This is a genomic window from Brevibacterium siliguriense, assembly GCF_900105315.1.
Classification (GTDB): domain Bacteria; phylum Actinomycetota; class Actinomycetes; order Actinomycetales; family Brevibacteriaceae; genus Brevibacterium; species Brevibacterium siliguriense.
The window spans coordinates 3,598,651-3,613,885 of the sequence record NZ_LT629766.1; the positions used below are offsets into that span (position 1 = coordinate 3,598,651).

The 15,235-nt window shown below is 64.5% G+C and carries 15 protein-coding genes and 1 other RNA gene; 8 read left to right on the forward strand and 8 right to left on the reverse strand.

Annotated elements, in window-relative coordinates; all coding sequences use genetic code 11:
* The first annotated feature begins 43 nt into the window (after positions 1-43).
* The 3 genes from BLU88_RS16190 to BLU88_RS16200 all read left to right on the forward strand — a co-directional run bounded on the left by BLU88_RS16190 (position 44) and on the right by BLU88_RS16200 (position 2,335).
* Positions 44-541 (forward strand): YciI family protein, encoded by a 498-nt coding sequence (locus tag BLU88_RS16190; protein WP_231939469.1) that lies wholly within the window; start codon positions 44-46, stop codon positions 539-541.
* Between the two features lie 2 nt (positions 542-543).
* An RNA gene (ffs, locus tag BLU88_RS16195) (signal recognition particle sRNA small type) lies at positions 544-639 on the forward strand.
* A gap of 196 nt (positions 640-835) precedes the next feature.
* Positions 836-2,335 carry a L,D-transpeptidase gene (locus BLU88_RS16200; RefSeq protein ID WP_231939470.1) on the forward strand — a complete coding sequence of 500 codons (1,500 nt, stop codon included), beginning with the start codon at positions 836-838 and terminating at the stop codon, positions 2,333-2,335.
* Between the two features lie 56 nt (positions 2,336-2,391).
* Here the strand turns inward: BLU88_RS16200 and BLU88_RS16205 are convergent, their stop codons facing one another.
* Positions 2,392-3,420, reverse strand: coding sequence for an iron-siderophore ABC transporter substrate-binding protein (locus BLU88_RS16205; protein ID WP_092016222.1), 1,029 nt, complete (start codon positions 3,418-3,420; stop codon positions 2,392-2,394).
* Between the two features lie 178 nt (positions 3,421-3,598).
* On the opposite strand from BLU88_RS16205, the gene BLU88_RS16210 reads away from it, so the two are divergent.
* Positions 3,599-3,958, forward strand: a complete 360-nt coding sequence (locus tag BLU88_RS16210) for a helix-turn-helix domain-containing protein (RefSeq protein ID WP_231939471.1) — start codon at positions 3,599-3,601, stop codon at positions 3,956-3,958.
* Here the strand turns inward: BLU88_RS16210 and BLU88_RS16215 are convergent.
* From BLU88_RS16215 to BLU88_RS16235, 5 genes are all read right to left on the reverse strand, one after another.
* Positions 3,955-4,236, reverse strand: a complete 282-nt coding sequence (locus BLU88_RS16215; protein WP_092017588.1) for an SHOCT domain-containing protein — start codon at positions 4,234-4,236, stop codon at positions 3,955-3,957. The two genes, BLU88_RS16210 and BLU88_RS16215, sit on opposite strands and share 4 nt — an antisense overlap.
* Positions 4,237-4,355: 119 nt before the next feature.
* Positions 4,356-5,030 carry a response regulator transcription factor gene (locus tag BLU88_RS16220; protein WP_092016224.1) on the reverse strand — a complete coding sequence of 225 codons (675 nt, stop codon included), beginning with the start codon at positions 5,028-5,030 and terminating at the stop codon, positions 4,356-4,358.
* Positions 5,027-6,334 carry a sensor histidine kinase gene (locus tag BLU88_RS16225; protein ID WP_157689173.1) on the reverse strand — a complete coding sequence of 436 codons (1,308 nt, stop codon included), beginning with the start codon at positions 6,332-6,334 and terminating at the stop codon, positions 5,027-5,029. Before BLU88_RS16225 ends, BLU88_RS16220 begins: the two co-directional genes overlap by 4 nt.
* 80 nt (positions 6,335-6,414) lie before the next feature.
* Positions 6,415-6,996, reverse strand: coding sequence for a ClpP family protease (locus BLU88_RS16230; protein WP_092016229.1), 582 nt, complete (start codon positions 6,994-6,996; stop codon positions 6,415-6,417).
* Positions 6,993-7,637, reverse strand: coding sequence for a ClpP family protease (locus tag BLU88_RS16235; RefSeq protein ID WP_092016232.1), 645 nt, complete (start codon positions 7,635-7,637; stop codon positions 6,993-6,995). The genes BLU88_RS16230 and BLU88_RS16235 overlap by 4 nt, the downstream gene beginning before the upstream one ends.
* Before the next feature lie 146 nt (positions 7,638-7,783).
* Here BLU88_RS16235 and BLU88_RS16240 point away from each other — a divergent pair, with 146 nt between their 5' ends.
* Positions 7,784-8,089, forward strand: coding sequence for a hypothetical protein (locus tag BLU88_RS16240; protein ID WP_167356905.1), 306 nt, complete (start codon positions 7,784-7,786; stop codon positions 8,087-8,089).
* A gap of 134 nt (positions 8,090-8,223) precedes the next feature.
* A complete protein-coding gene (locus BLU88_RS16245) occupies positions 8,224-9,030 on the forward strand; it encodes a YidC/Oxa1 family membrane protein insertase (RefSeq protein ID WP_092016235.1) in 807 nt (268 codons plus the stop codon).
* 101 nt (positions 9,031-9,131) lie between these two features.
* Here BLU88_RS16245 and BLU88_RS16250 read toward each other — a convergent pair whose 3' ends face one another.
* Complete coding sequence (locus BLU88_RS16250) at positions 9,132-11,681, reverse strand: ATP-dependent Clp protease ATP-binding subunit (RefSeq protein ID WP_092016238.1); 2,550 nt, start codon at positions 11,679-11,681, stop codon at positions 9,132-9,134.
* Between the two features lie 176 nt (positions 11,682-11,857).
* On the opposite strand from BLU88_RS16250, the gene BLU88_RS16255 reads away from it, so the two are divergent.
* Together BLU88_RS16255 and BLU88_RS16260 are read left to right on the forward strand one after the other, a co-directional pair.
* Complete coding sequence (locus BLU88_RS16255) at positions 11,858-12,508, forward strand: TetR/AcrR family transcriptional regulator (protein ID WP_231939472.1); 651 nt, start codon at positions 11,858-11,860, stop codon at positions 12,506-12,508.
* Positions 12,505-14,253: a DHA2 family efflux MFS transporter permease subunit gene (locus tag BLU88_RS16260; RefSeq protein ID WP_092016244.1), complete on the forward strand. Its 1,749-nt coding sequence runs from the start codon at positions 12,505-12,507 to the stop codon at positions 14,251-14,253. Before BLU88_RS16255 ends, BLU88_RS16260 begins: the two co-directional genes overlap by 4 nt.
* An 87-nt stretch (positions 14,254-14,340) precedes the next feature.
* Here the strand turns inward: BLU88_RS16260 and BLU88_RS16265 are convergent, their stop codons facing one another.
* Positions 14,341-15,126, reverse strand: coding sequence for a DUF3152 domain-containing protein (locus tag BLU88_RS16265; RefSeq protein ID WP_167356906.1), 786 nt, complete (start codon positions 15,124-15,126; stop codon positions 14,341-14,343).
* Between the last annotated feature and the right edge of the window lie 109 nt (positions 15,127-15,235).

A 15,235-nucleotide genomic window follows, 5' to 3' on the forward strand; every position in this document is an offset into this window, starting at 1 on the left:
TCAGCCGACTCCGCTCAGGCACGGCCTCGACCGAGGAGTCATCATGAAATTCATGCTCATCATGCGCACCGTCGACCAAGCCGCCGTCGAACCGATGGCCGAAGCCGATTTCGACGAGATGATCGCCGCCATGAGCGCATACAACGAATCGATGATCAACTCCGGAGTCATGTCCGACGGCGCAGGCCTGGCCGATCCGTCAGAAGGCGCCGTCGTCGACTTCTCCGGCGACGAACCCACTGCCGCGTCCGGCGCCTACGGAGACCTGCGGGAGCCGTTCAACGGATTCTGGATCGTCGAGGCCGCCACCCAGGACGAAGCCATCGACTGGGCGAAGAGGCGCCGCTGGAAGCCAGATCCCAGATCGAGGTGCGCCGTATCAACGGCCCCGAAGACTTCCCCGAAGGCAGCGAATGGGTTCAGAAAGAGAAGGAATGGATCGAACTGGCCGCCTCAACAACGCCTGACCCCTGCCGTCATCCCGAACCGTGTGGCCCCGCCCACTCGTTTTGTCCACCGAGGTCGCTCTCGACTAGACTGATTCCTGGCTCCCCGTGCGGCGTCATCTTGTGAACTCCCCCAGGGCCGGAAGGCAGCAAGGGTAAGCGAGCTCTGTCGGGTGCACGGGGAGTCCCCTATTCCCCAGATCCTTTATCCCCCAACATCACAATTCCACAACTCCCCTTATCCCCCGTCGGCCCAGGTCAGTTCTGCCCGCGCAGCCTTCCAGGCGCCAGAATCGGGACCGAAATGCGAATTCGTTAATACTTTCGTGATTTTGCTTCATTACCATGATTCGCAGTTCTCATCCCTGTGTTTTAACGAGGTACCCCTGTTGTCCACGAAGATCCAAGGGGCCATTGCCGCCCTTTCGGCACTGGCCCTGCTCACGGCATGCACTCCGTCGAGCGATGGTCCCGATGCGACCCGCAACGGCGCGAACAAGACCGCCGAGGCGGCCGCCGATCCCGAATTCCGCGTCGGAGCCGTCTCCTCCGAGGCAGCAGAATCCGCGTCCGAATCGACGCCGAGCTCCCAGCCCAGCGAGGATGCGACCTCCACTGCGAAGCCGAGTCAGTCCACCGATGCGGCCACGGCGATGCCCGTCGCCGGTGACTTCGGCGAGGTGACCGAATCCGGCGACAAGATCGCCCTCGAGGCCGGCCAGCGGATCGGCATCTCCGTCGAGAACGCCGACCTCAGTGACATCTCCGTCACCGAGGAGGCCCACCCCCGAATCGCGCACGATCCCGGCACGTTCTTCGATGCTTCGGGCACCGCGCTCGAGACAGATGACGAGGCCCAAGCCGGTTCGACGGTGCCGAGCTCCACCGAGTCCGAGACCGCCGACGATGGTTCGAAGGACACCGAAACAGACGACAAGGACTCCGCCGAGACGGTAGCCGCCCCGGACGAGTCCGCCGCCTGGATCTCGACCTACGGCCTCGTCGCCGACAGCGAATACACCCTGAAAGTCACCGCCACCACTGCCGACGGAGACGAAGTCGACCTCGACGCGACGATCACCGTCGGCGCCAGCGACGGCGCACCGATGTCGGTGCGCACAACGCTCGCCGATGATCAGACGGTCGGCGTCGCCGCTCCCATAATGCTCAACTTCGGCTCCACCGTATCCAAGGACTTCCGTGATGACGTGGAACGCCGCCTCTCGGTCAAGGTCACCGATGAGGACGGCAAGGAACGGGAGGTCGAAGGCTCATGGGGTTGGCTCTACGACGATCCGCAGTCTCGACTGCATTTCCGCCCGAAGGAGTTCTGGCCGGCTCATTCGAAGGTCTCCGTCGACGTCCCGCTCAAGGACGTGCCGACCGGTGAGAACAGCGTGGGCAAGAACGATCTCACCCTCGATTTCGAGATCGGTCGCAAGCAGGTCGTCAAGGCCGATGTGAAGACCCACCGCATGACCGTCACCCGTGACGGCAAACAGGTCATGGACTTCCCGGCTTCCCTCGGAGCACCGAAGTCCCCGTCGTACAACGGCACACATGTGGTGATGTCGAAGGCCGCGGACTACACGATGACCTCCGAACAGTGGGACTACGAGACCGACGTCCAGTGGGCGGTGCGCATCCACAACAACGGCGAATTCATCCACGCCGCTCCGTGGTCGGCAGGCGTCCAGGGCTCTCAGAACGTCTCGCACGGCTGCATCAACCTCACCACCCAACGGGCGAAGGAGTACTACGATTCCGCGATCTTCGGCGATCCCGTCGAGATCACCGGTTCACATGTGAGCCTGTCGACCAATGACAGCGATATCTCGGACTGGGTCTATTCCTGGGACGAATGGAAGAAGCTGAGCGCCCTCGACTGAGAGCGCCCAGCTTGATTGCCTGATTCGGTCGGCTCTTCGCCGCCGACTCGTTTGTCTTACTTGTCGAGCTTCTTCACGGCTTTGTCGATCATCGGCACATAGCGCTCGAGCGTCCAGGGGACGGTGAGCGGGTTGATGATCGAGGATCCGGTGACGAAGGCCTGGTCTTCGGAGGCCACGACGGCTCCGGATTTGATCGCAGGAATGTTCGCGTACAGTCCCTGCGATTCGACCTCCTTCTTGTTCTTCTCATCGGAGTAGAAGGTGAAGATGAGGTCCGAATCGTTGAGCTTGTCCGCGTTCTCCAGACCGATCAGCGCAGAGTCCGTTCCCGGCTCGTCGTATTCCTTCTTCAGCTCGTCGATGACCGGATCCGGAGTCAGTCCGAGCGCCGAGACCATCGCCACACGCTGCTCGGTGGGATAGAAGACGCCGAGGGTGCCGGGACCGGAGTTGTAGATATAGGAGAACGTGAGGCCCTTGTATTCGTCACGCTTGGCCTCTTTCAACTGCGTCTTGATGTCGTCGACGAGCCCTTCGGATTCCTTCTCCTGACCGAGCGCTTTGCCGATCGTGGTGATCTGCTCATCCCATTCGATGGTCCACGGCTGCTTCGGATAGGCCACGGTCGGGGCGATGGAGTCGAGCTGCTTGTACTGTTCGGCCGTGATTCCGGACCAGGGAGCGAGGATGACATCAGGTTCGAGCTCGGCAATGGCCTCGACATCGAGTTCCGTATCGCCCTGGAACTGCTTGGGCAGCTCCTCCCCCTTGTCCTTCACGGCCTCGTAGATCCACGGCATGTAGCCGGTGTCATCGGATCCCCAGGCATATTCCTCCATCCCGACCGGCGTCTTACCCAAAGCGATCGCGGTTTCCGTCGATCCCTGGCCGAGGGTGACGACGCGTTCGGGCTCGGATTCGATGACCGCTTCGCCGAGCGCGTGTTTGATCTTCACGGTCTCGAAGTTCGCGGATCCGGGTTCCTCCGCGGCCTGCGATCCCTGCCCGCAGGCCGTGGCGGTGAGTGAGAGCGCGACGAGCGCTCCGGCGATGACGGCCCGGCGGCTGTGAGGAACTGACATTCCTGTCCTTTCGACAGTGGTCGGAGCCGGAAGCGGCCCCTCGACATTAACGTAGGTCAGCCTAACTTAACTTACAGCTGTTTCCGCAACACCTGTGACCCACTTCACGTCGATCATCCGCATCTGCTGACAGCAGAAACCCTCGCCGAGGCGGCCCTACCGACCGTAGGCTCACCCCATGACCGACATGCTCCCGCACACCCCGACCCCGCCGCCGCTGTGGCGTGAGGCGCTCGGCCGCGCTCTCCGACTGCGCCGTGCCGATTTGGGTCTCACACTGGCTCAGGTCTCCCACCGGTCCGGGGTCTCCACCCAGTTCCTCTCCGAGATCGAACGCGGGCTCAAGGACCCGTCGTCCGAGGTCATCGAGGCCGTGGCCGAGGTGCTCGGGCTCCAGCTGCCGCAGATCCTCGTCCTCGCGGCCTTCGGCCTGACTTCCGGGGTCCCTGCGACCGCGCTGCTGTCGGCGACCGACATGACGCGAGCCGCACCTGCTCCGCCTGCAGCGGGTCAGGTACGGCTCGCTCTCGCAGCCTAGCCGTTCCCGGCCTCGAGCCGGTTCGCCCGCAGCACTTCCAGTCGGGCACGGTATTCGGCCTCCTCGATGTCCCCCTGGGCGAAGCGCTGGGCCAGAGTCGCCTCGGCCCTCCTTGTTCCCTCTCGTTCTGCAGCCGCCCACGGCGATCCCCCGGCCTGCCGCCACCGGCGACGATTGAGGGTCACGATGAGGGTGACGATGAGTCCGATGACGAGGACCCAGAAGATCGGGATGAGGAAGAAGAACGGCCAGGCCAGCGGTCCGTGTTCCATGTGCATGATGCCTCCTTGGCGGGTGTCCACGCCGTTCGTGGACCTGACATCAATGACACACCGCAAGCCGGTCGCTGCGAATCCGCCGACGGGAGTCACCTGTGCTGCTCCGCATGGAGCAGTACTCAGTGCTCGTTCAGCCAACCGGGCGAGACCAGCCCCGATTCGTAGGCGAGGACGACGAGGTGGACGCGATCTCTGGCCCCGACCTTCGTCATGATGCGCGAGACATGGGTTTTCGCAGTCAGTGGGGAGAGCACGAGCGATTCGGCGATCTCGTCGTTCGACTGCCCGCGCCCGACGAGCGCGAGAACTTCGCGTTCGCGGTCGGTGAGAACGTCGAGCCCGGAGTCGGGTTCTGCCTTCAGCCCCAAGGACATGCGGGAGAGCAGGTATTTCGTGACTTCGGGTGAGAGCAGGGCCTCACCGGCGGCCACGACGCGAACGGCGCGGATGAGGTCGGTCGGGTCGGTGTCCTTCAGCAGGAAGCCGCTTGCCCCGGCGCGCACGGCGCGGACGATGTACTCGTCGAGTCCGAAGGTCGTCACGAGCACCACCCGGACGGCGTCGAGCCGCGGATCGTCGGCGATCTCCTCCGTCGCCCACAGTCCGTCTCCGTCGGGCATGCGGATGTCCATGAGGACGACGTCGGCGGGTGCTGTGCGCAGCGCCTCGAGCAGGGCGTACCCGCCGGAAGCTTGGATCGTGACCTCGATATCGTCCTCGGAATCGAGCAGTAAGGCGAAGCCGGCGCGCACGAGCTGATGGTCATCGGCGATGGCGACTCGGATCGGTGTCATCGGTGCGGCTCCTCGTCGGGCAGCTCTGCATGGTCGGCGTTCCAGGGGAGGTCGACGTCGACGGCGGTTCCCTGCCGACCTTCCGAAGTCAGGGTGAGCGACCCTTTCAGCAGCTTCGCCCTCTCACGCATGCCCATGATTCCCGTCCCTTCGACTCCGTCTGGGAGTCCCGTCCCATCATCGCTGATGCGCACTCGCAGCCGGTCCGAGTTCCGTGCGATGACGACCTGTGCGCTGCCGGCCGCAGCATGTCTGAGCACGTTCGTCAGTGCTTCCTGGATGATCCGATAGGCGGCTGCGTCCGTTGACTGGCCGGGTGTCTCTCTCACACCCTCGGCGTCTGTGGACCGCCGGTCGTCCACCCTGATGTCAGTGGAGCCGACGAGGCGGGAGACCAGCGCCGGAACGGCGTCGAGCCCGAGGACCGGAGCCAAGGGCGCCGGTCCTGAGACTTCCGCAGCACCGGTGTCGGAGCGCATTGTGTGCAGCACGGTGCGCACTTCGTTGAGCCCTGTGCGGCTGAGTTCTCTGATGGCCGCGAGTGCGGACCGCGCCTGTTCCGGATCGCGGTCGATGAGGTGTTCGCCGACTCCGGCTTGGACATTGATCTGGGACAGAGCATGGCCGAGGACGTCGTGGAGGTCCCGGGCGATGCGCAGTCGTTCGGCCTGGACGACCTCGGCGTGGCGTGCGTTCTGTCGAACTGCCTCCTGGCGACGGAGCTCGCTGCGCCGGCGGACGAACGCGCCGATGCCCACGGCGATGGCGAGTCCCATCGTCGCCGAGACCACCCGCCCCACCGACCAGCCGATTCCCAGCAGGGGACCCAGCAGCAGACAGCCCGCCCATACTCCCGCCGCCGAAGCGATCGCCCAGAATGCATTTCCACGGACGATCGCGGCGACGACGGCGAAGAGGAAGGCGGCATAGAACGGCGTCGTCCCCGGCCCGGCCTCCGCGGGCGACCAGGGACCGCGGTCGCTCCACGCACCCGGTCCCATACCGAAACCGCCGGGGCCCGGATCGGGAGTCACCGCCGCCCACACCAGGACGTCGAGGAGGACGAGCCCTGCCAGTACGGCCACGCGCGGTCCGGGCCACCGCGCTGAGACGAAGAAGATCACCGGTGAGAGGACCGCGGAGCCGATGCGGATGATCATCGCGGCGGCAGACGTCTCGGTCTGCACGGCGAGCACGATGGCGAACGGCAGCTGCAGCACAGCTGCGGCGACGGTGAGCAGGACGACTTGCCTGCGTGCGCGCGGCGGAGTTCCTTCCGCGGGTGCGGAGCGGTCCGGTCTCATTCTCCGATCGTAGCCACCCGGTCCGGACGCCGTCGTCATCCTCGGGGAGTATCTCCGCTCACCGCGGTGAGAGTACGCGGTCAGAGGATGACGTCGACGAGTCCGAAGTCCCGTGCCGCCTTCGCGTCGAGGACGAGGTCGCGATCGAAGTCACGGTGGATCTGCTCCGGGGTCCGACCGGTGCTGTCGGCGAGCATCTCTTCGACGTCCCGACGCTGCCGGACGATCTCGTCTGCGGCGACGATGAGGTCGGGGATCGTGCCGCGCGCTCCTTCGGCATGCGGCTGTCGCAGGACGGCGCGGGCGTGGGCGAGCATGGCCCGCTGGCCGGGTTCTCCGGCGGCCAGGAGCACGGCCGCATCGGCGACGGCCTGCCCGACGCAGGTGGTGGCCACGGGCGCGCCGATGTGGTGCATTGCGTCGAAGATCGCCGTCATCGCGGTCAGGGAGCCGCCCGGGGAATTGATGTACATGCTGATCGGCAGGTCCCGGCTGCTCGAATCGAGGTGGAGCAGCTGCGCGATGATCGTGTTCGCCACCCCGTCATCGATGGGCACGCCGAGGTAGACGATGCGATTGCCGAGCAGATGCGAGTAGACATCGACGATCTTCTCGCCGCCACCGGTTCGGTCGACGACATTGGGGATCGTGTACTGACTCATCGCCCTCCTCCGATCTGAACATGCAGATCCGCCGGAGAATCGATGACCCGATCGATGAGCCCGTACTCGATCGCCTCCTTGGCGGTGAACCACCGGTCACGCAGGGAGTCTTCGAAGATGCGGTCGTAGGTCTTTCCGGTCGCCTCGGCGATCCGGTGCAGGACGGTGTCTCTGACCGATCGGAGGTCGTCGCCCTGGAGTTCGATGTCGGCGGCGGCTCCGCCGATCCCGCTCGATCCCTGATGGAGGAGGATGCGAGCGTGGGGCAGGGCGAGACGTCGTCCGGGCGTTCCCATGCTGAGGACGAACTGTCCCGCCGAGGCGGCCCACCCGAAGGCGATCGTGACCACGTCATTGGGCAGGGCGGCGATGGTGTCGGCGATCGCGTGCATCATCGGCACGGATCCGCCAGGAGAGTTGATCCACAGGTGAATATCGGAGCGCGGATCCTCGGCGGAGAGGAGGACGAGTCGGGAGACGATCTCCATTCCGTTCTCGTCGCGCAACTCGCCGTTGAAGACGACGGACCGGTAGGCGTAGAGCATGCGCTGGGATTCGGGGATCGCGGTGGCCACGTCGGCATCGTCGGAGTCGGAGAACAGGGGCGGTCGGCTGTGGGGCGAAGAGTTGAGAGTGAACATGCGTCCACGCTGGCAGAGCCGGTGCGCATGGAGAACCCTGATCCGCTCGGCGCAGACGTCTGCCGCTGTGAGCAGACGGACTCCGTTTCTCTGAACGGCCCGCACAGGCCCGCGTGCTAGCATCGACGCAGTGGTTAGGGGGCGAAATGATGGCGAATATGTGGCTGACTCTGCAGCTGCTCGTCGTCGTGCTCTCTTCCGACCTCGACTCGGTCGTGCCCCAGTCCCCCACTCATCTCATCGTCCTGGCTCTCCTCGGCGCGGCCCTGCTGACCCCGATCGCCGCATGGGCGAGCATGGCTATGCTGCGTGTGCTCTCGCTCTCGGCGCGTCCGCCGGCTCTGCCGGGCACGCGCCGAAGCATCCGCGAATTCCGCATGCCGGAGGAACCCGGCACTCCTGGTACGGCTCTGCCCAGAGCCCCCTCTTCCGTCGTTCACGCCATCGCCTGAACGACCTCGATCACGTTCCGTACGGAACGCCTCCCCGCCTCGGCGCAGGCAATTGTCATCAATCGTCACGGTGATGGCCTGCAACGGCCCAATCAACCGCGCCTCAGTGCGCCCTGTCCGAAGGACACTCACCTGTGAACATCTACGAATTCCTGCCCATCCGCCTGCTCGTCGAGGCCGCCTATACGGTGGTCACGGGGATCAGCGACATTCTCGAACCGCTCGCCGGCGGCTTCAGTGCCGCCCTAGCCGTCATCGTGCTCACCGTCCTGGTCCGCGCCGTGCTCATCCCCGTCGGGGTGTCCCAGGTCAGAGCCGGCATCACTCGAAAACGACTGGCCCCGAAGATCAGCGAGCTGCAGAAGAAGCACAAGGACAAGCCCGAGCTCATGCAGCAGAAGCTCATGGAGCTGTACAAGGAGGAGAACGCCTCTCCTTTCGCCGGGTGCCTTCCGGTGCTCGCGCAGATGCCCGTGCTCATGGCCGTCTACGGTCTCTTCATCAATGCGACGATCGGCGGGCATGCCAATGAACTGCTCGGACATACGCTCTTCGGCCTGCCTCTCAACACGAGCTTCGTCAAACTGCTCGGCGCCGGCGATCTGACCGGCACCGCAATCACGGTCTACCTCATCCTCGTCGTCCTCATCGCCGTCGTCGCCGGGTTCTCCCGACATCTGCTCACCCCGGCCACACCCGAGACCCCGACCACTCCCCCCGCGAAGAACGGGGCAGATGCTCCTGCGATGCCGGATCTGTCAGGAGTGATGAAGACCCTGAGCTTCATGCCCTTCCTCACCGCGATCTTTGCGCTCTTCGTTCCCTTGGCCGCTGCGCTCTATCTGGCGACGACGACCACGTGGACGCTCGGCGAACGACTCGTCCTCAACCGCCTCCTGGGCGCGAACGAATCGCAGCCGGAGGAGAAGACACCGGCCTGACTGGCCCGGCTGAACCAAGAACACAGAAGAGCCCGGGGCGGAGGATTCCTGTCCTCCGACCCGGGCTCTGCGTCGAGGCCGGTGCCGGGCCGCCTCGGTGATCAGGCGATGATCGGCTCCGGGCGGGTGCCGGCCACGACCTTGAGTGCGCCGCCTTCGACAGTGGCACGCACGGTGCCGCCCTCATCGACCGCCTCGGTGACGAGGAGATCGGCGATGCGGTCGTCGAGCTCGCGCTGGATCGTGCGACGCAGCGGACGGGCGCCGAACTCGGGTTCGTATCCTTCATCGGCCAGCCAGTCGAGAGCCTCTGCCGAGACGTCGAGGGCGATGCCCTGAGCCTCGAGGCGCTGCTTCGACGCAGCCAGCTGGTGATCGACGATGGACCGGAGCTGCTCGCGATCAAGCCGTGAGAACATCACGGTGTCATCGATGCGGTTGATGAACTCCGGCCGCATGAACTCCTTGAGACGACCCATGACCTTGGCCTTGAGGTTCTTCTCCGCGTCAGCGGCGGCGCCGGAGGCGAAGCCCAGCGGAGTGCCGGACATGAACTCGGAACCGAGGTTCGAGGTCATGATGACCACGGTGTTGCGGAAGTCGACCGTGCGGCCCTGGCCGTCGGTGAGCCGTCCGTCATCGAGGACCTGCAGCAGCAGATTGAACGCATCCGGGTGGGCCTTCTCGATCTCATCGAGGAGGATGACCGAATACGGACGGCGGCGGACCTTCTCCGTCAGCTGACCCGCCTCGTCGTAGCCGACGTAGCCGGGAGGGGCACCGACGAGGCGGGACACCGTGTGGCGTTCGCCGAACTCGCTCATGTCGAAGCGGATCATGGCCGACTCGTCGTCGAACAGAGTCTGTGCCAGAGCCTTCGCCAACTCCGTCTTTCCGACACCAGTGGGGCCGAGGAAGAGGAAGCTGCCGATGGGCCGATTGGGATCGGCCATACCGGTCTGGCTGCGGCGGATCGCGCGCGACACGGCGGTCACGGCTTCGTCCTGTCCGACCACGTGGTCGTGGAGGACCTCTTCCATATTCGCCAGTCGTGCCTTCTGACTCTGCGTCATCCGTGCTGCCGGGATTCCGGTGGCCCGGGAGACCACATGCGCGATCTCCTGTTCACCGATGATCGCCTCGGCGGCAGCGGTCTTCGCGGCCTCCGCGTCCGGATTCTCGGCGGATTCGATCCGGGCGGTCACCTCGTTGATCTCATCGCGGACACGGCCGGCACGCTCGTAGTCCTCCACCTCGATAGCGGACTTCTTCTCCGCTTCGAGTTCGGAGAGATTGAGCTTGAGCGCGTCGATATCGATCGCGGGTCCGCGCCTGAGCGACATCCGGGCTCCGGCCTGGTCGATGAGGTCGATGGCCTTGTCCGGCAGGAAGCGGTCGGTGATGTAGCGGTTCGACAGCTCCACGGCCGCACGGACCGCCTCGGCGGTGTAGGTGACCTCGTGGAACTCCGCATAGCGGTCCTTCAGCCCGTCGATGATCGTCACCGCATCCTCGACGCTCGGCTCACCCACGGTCACCGGCTGGAAGCGACGCTCGAGAGCCGAATCCTTCTCGATAGTGCGGTACTCCTTGAGCGTGGTCGCGCCGATCATGTGCAGATCGCCGCGGGCCAGGCGCGGTTTGAGGATGTTGCCGGCGTCCATCGAGTTCGCCTCGCCGTTGCCGCCGACACCGACGAGGGTGTGGAGTTCGTCGACGAAGACGATCATGTCTCCGTCGTCGGCGATTTCGTTGAGAGCTCCGGTCAGGCGCTCTTCGAAGTCACCGCGGTAACGGGTGCCGGCGAGCATTCCGGGCATATCGAGCGCGATGATGCGCTTGCTCTGCAGCTGCTTGGGAACTTCGCCCGAGTGGATGGCCTGAGCGAGGCCTTCGGCGACCGCGGTCTTGCCGACACCGGCCTCGCCGAGGAGGACCGGGTTGTTCTTCGTCCGGCGGGCGAGGATCTCGATCGTCTGCTCAATTTCCTCTGAACGGCCGATGACGGGATCGAGTTTGCCTTCGGCTGCGAGCTCTGTGAGGTCCGTGCCGAACTTCTCCAACACGGATTCCTGACCGTCCTCACCTTCGGCCTCCTGGCCGGGGTGCATGCCTGCGGCTTCGGCCGCCTCGGCACCGGCCTGCAGTGCAGCCTGGGTGACGCCGGCCTGGGCGAGGATCCGACCGGCGGGCATCTCCTGGTTGAGCACGAAGGCGAAGAACATGTGTTCGGGATCGATGTAGGTCGATCCGAAGGCTCGCGCCACCTGGTAGGCGTCGAGCAGGGCGCGCTGGGCCGAACCGGTCAGTGTGGGCGTGGAATCCGCCTCGGTGTCGGTGCTGGCCGGAAGGCGCTCTTCGATCGCATGGGCGATGGCCTCGGGATCGGCACCGGCCTGGCGCACGGCGGAGATTCCGGGTTCGGAATCGACCATGGTGCGCAGGATGTGGAGTGCGTCGACCTCGGACTGACCGTGTCGTGCTGCGAACTCTGCGGCCGCTTCGATGACCTCGTGGCTGCGCTTGCTCAGCAGTCGGTTGATGTCGACGGAACGGCCTCGGCGGGCTCCGGTCTGTCCCTGGAGGAAACGAGCGAGGAACTCGTCGAACGAGTCTCCGCCCGAGCCTGCGGGTCCGAAGAATGTGGCCAAAGCTGACCTCCTCTTTCAAAGTTGAGCGTATACGACTCAATCAACAGGTGCATGCGGACATATATTCCCGCCTGTCGACCACCCGACGGCGGAGTGTGAACAACATCACTGTCAAGAAATGCATTGAATGCATTTCTGCATTTGGTGCAATTTTGCAAGAGGTGCATAATTTTCTGGTGAGTTCCGAACCGACCGAATCCCTCCGCGAGCGTCAGACCCGGGAGCGCCGCGCGTCCATCCACGCAGCGGCCGTCGATCTCGTCTTCGATCATGGGCTCGACGAGGTGACTGTGGCTCGGATCGCGGAAGCAGCAGAAGTCTCGACGCGCACGTTCTTCAACTATTTCCCCACCAAGGAGATGGCGATCGTCGGACTGACGACCTCTGACGATATCGCCGCCGCTCTGCAGCGATTCATCGAGGACTTCGAGCCCCAGCGCGAGCTTCTGGTGGAGGATCTCTCCTTCACCATCCGCGCCGCGTTCGAATTCCTGCTGCCGCGGTCGGCGAACAAGCAGAAGCTGCGCGCAATCCAGGCTCGGCATCCGCACCTCGGCATGCTCAGCATGGAGACGAAGCGGCACTACTCCGAGCAGATCATCACCGGCATCCGCCGGCGAGTCGAACGTCGCGGAACCACCTTTGCCGATGACGATACTGCCGCACGGGCCACGCGGATGCTCGCGCAGCTGTGCAGCATCCCGCTCGAGCATGCTTTCGCCTCTGCGCGATTCGACACTGAACACGAATTGGACGACGAACGGGTGGACCAGGCGTTCAACTCCTCGATCGAACTGTTCCTGACCCTCTTAGAAAGGCTGAAATGACCACTACCGCCACCGAGCCCGCTGCCGAGGAGCAGCACGGCGCCGAAGAGGAGCCGGAGATCGAGACCCCGTCGGTGATCCTGCTGTTCACCGGCCTGATGCTGGCAATGTTCATGTTCTCGCTCAACCAGACCATGTTGGCCACGGCCCTGCCGACCATCGTCGGTGACCTCAACGGCGTCGACCAGATGCTGTGGGTCTCGACGGCGTTCATGCTGGCGTCGACGATCATGATGCCGATCTACGGCAAGCTGGGCGATTCGTTCAACCGGAAGAAGATCTTCATCTTCGCCATCTGCATGTTCATCCTCGGTTCGATCGTCGGCTTCCTGGCCCACAACATGGCCGTCCTCATCACCGCACGCGTCATTCAGGGACTCGGCGGCGGCGGTCTCATCATCCTCTCGCAGGCCCTCATCGCCGCGGTTGTGCCGGCGCGCAAACGCGGCCCGTACATGGGCATCATGGGAGCGAACTTCGCGGTCACCTCGGTGGCGGGACCGCTGATCGGAGGCTGGATCACCGAGGGTCCCGGCTGGCGCTGGACATTCGCGCTCAACCTGCCGTTCGGCGTGCTCGCGCTCATCGCCGCCATCATCTTCCTCAAGGTCCCCAAGTCGGATCGGTCGGTCAAACGCCATGTCGATGTCGCGGGAATGATCCTCATCGCCGAATTCACCTCGGCACTCATCCTCACGACTTCGTGGGGCGGCCATCAGTACGACTGGGACGATCCGATCATCATCGGACTCATCGCCATCGCCGTGATCAGCACCGTCGTCTTCGTCTTCGTCGAACAGGCTGTGCCCGAACCCGTCATCCCGATGTTCGTGTTCAAAGACACGAACTTCGTCCTCTGCACGATCGCCGGCATGTGCATAGCCATCGGCATGTTCGGCGTCCTTTCGTACATGCCCACGTTCCTGCAGATGGCCCACGGGATCGAAGCGACGAAGGCCGGGCTCCTCATGGTGCCCATGATGGCCGTGATGCTGCCGAGCTCGGTCATCATCGGCTTCGTCGTCTCGAAGACGGGACGGTACAAGTGGTACCCGGTGCTCGGCAGCGCGATCGTCGGCGTCGCCCTCTTCCTCATGGGGACCTTCGTAACGGCCGATCAGAACGTTCTCGTCGTCATCGGCTGCCTGTGTGTGCTGGGCCTCGGCCTGGGACTGTCGATGCAGATGCTCGTGCTCATCGTCCAGAACTCGTTCCCGGTGGCGATGGTCGGCACGGCGACAGCGTCGAACAACTTCTTCCGGCAGATCGGCGGCACGCTGGGCATGTCATTGATCGGTTCGCTCTTCACCTCGAGGCTGGCATCCAACCTCGAGGACGGCATCAAGTCTCTGGGGCCTCAGGGCGCCCAGGCGATGAAGGGCACGGGGTCGAATTCACTGACCCCCGAGGTGGTCAAGTCGCTGCCCGATCCGATCCACACGATCATCGTCAATGCGTACAGCGATGCGCTGGTGCCGATCTTCCTGTGGGTCTGCCCGCTGGGAATCATCGCGGCAGTCATCCTCATGTTCGTTCGTGAGAAGGCTCTGGCTACGAAGATCGATGCGGGTGCCCCGACGGACCATCAGCGTGAGGTCGTCGCGACCGACAGCATCGCTGTCGTCGAACAGCCTGGTTCGCTGACCCCCTCGGGCACGAGCTCCGTCAGCGATGAGATCGAGTACGAGAAGGCCACGCAGGGTGCCGGAGACTACTCTCTGCGGCCCCGCTCGCCCAAGCACTGATACGCACGTCCACGCCACGACAGTGCGGGCCCCGCAATTGCGGGGCCCGCACTGTATCGGCCGGAGTCTGTCCGCGACTGCCGTGGACTAGCCCTTCGATGGCCATCCGTTCGGCTCACACCCCTGCAGGCCCTTCGTCTGCTGCTGCATGAGCGGGGCCGTCTTGCCTGGTCCGGGGCAGGATTCGTGGCCGTGGCCGAGAGCGTGACCGACCTCGTGGTTGATGAGGTACTGCCGGTACTGGACGATATCGTCGAACTCTTCGGTGGCGGAGACCCAGCGCTTGGCGTTGAGAATGACGTTGGGACCGTTGCGACACGAGAGCCTACCCAGGGTCCGCAGCGGCAGGCACATCTCGTCGACGGTATCGGGGCTGGCGATGGAGATCATCGTGTCCTGACCTTCATCGACGAGCTCGATGGAGACGTCGTCCATGTCCTGCCAGCCGCGCTCGTCCTGGAGGGTCTTGATGATGAAGTCTCCGGCCTCATCGACGTCGATGGGCAGGTTGTCTTCGACGCGCAGGGCGACCTTGAACGTCTTGCCCTCGTCGCGGTTGGGTCCGGTCTCCTCTTTCGGCCGGTCCCATTTTCCGCTGCCATGATCGTCGATTTCGTCTTCGCTGACTCCCGCCGCTCCTGCGTCTTCCACGCTTGCGGTCTCAGTGGGCGTGGGCGTCTGGCTCGGCTCTTCGCCGGCCGTGCCGCTCGGATCCGGCGATCCGGACTGTGTTTCGGCCGCCTTCGGGGTCGGTCGCGTCTCTTCCTCACCTGCGGGCGCGCAGGCGCTCAGTCCGATGAGCAGCGAGGCAACGGCAAGCGAGGTCAAGGTGCGGAGGCGCGGGCGGGCGGCGAGGCGGGTTCGACTGAGCACGCCTGTGAGTCTAGTCGCAGCACGCGATGATGCGGACGGTTCAGCGAGAAACGGGCTGAGTGTCGAGAAACGCGTGCGCACACCCAGATCTCGACACGCAGCCCGTTTT

Excerpts from the sequence above, each read along its gene's own strand:
- BLU88_RS16210 (WP_231939471.1), top strand. The coding sequence starts at position 3,599 with ATGACCGACATGCTCCCGCACACCCCGACCCCGCCGCCGCTGTGGCGT.
- BLU88_RS16235 (WP_092016232.1), bottom strand. The coding sequence starts at position 7,637 with ATGTTCACTCTCAACTCTTCGCCCCACAGCCGACCGCCCCTGTTCTCC.
- BLU88_RS16215 (WP_092017588.1), bottom strand. The coding sequence starts at position 4,236 with ATGCACATGGAACACGGACCGCTGGCCTGGCCGTTCTTCTTCCTCATC.
- BLU88_RS16260 (WP_092016244.1), top strand. The coding sequence starts at position 12,505 with ATGACCACTACCGCCACCGAGCCCGCTGCCGAGGAGCAGCACGGCGCC.
- BLU88_RS16230 (WP_092016229.1), bottom strand. The coding sequence starts at position 6,996 with ATGAGTCAGTACACGATCCCCAATGTCGTCGACCGAACCGGTGGCGGC.
- BLU88_RS16225 (WP_157689173.1), bottom strand. The coding sequence starts at position 6,334 with ATGAGACCGGACCGCTCCGCACCCGCGGAAGGAACTCCGCCGCGCGCA.
- BLU88_RS16190 (WP_231939469.1), top strand. The coding sequence starts at position 44 with ATGAAATTCATGCTCATCATGCGCACCGTCGACCAAGCCGCCGTCGAA.
- BLU88_RS16240 (WP_167356905.1), top strand. The coding sequence starts at position 7,784 with ATGATGGCGAATATGTGGCTGACTCTGCAGCTGCTCGTCGTCGTGCTC.
- BLU88_RS16205 (WP_092016222.1), bottom strand. The coding sequence starts at position 3,420 with ATGTCAGTTCCTCACAGCCGCCGGGCCGTCATCGCCGGAGCGCTCGTC.
- BLU88_RS16220 (WP_092016224.1), bottom strand. The coding sequence starts at position 5,030 with ATGACACCGATCCGAGTCGCCATCGCCGATGACCATCAGCTCGTGCGC.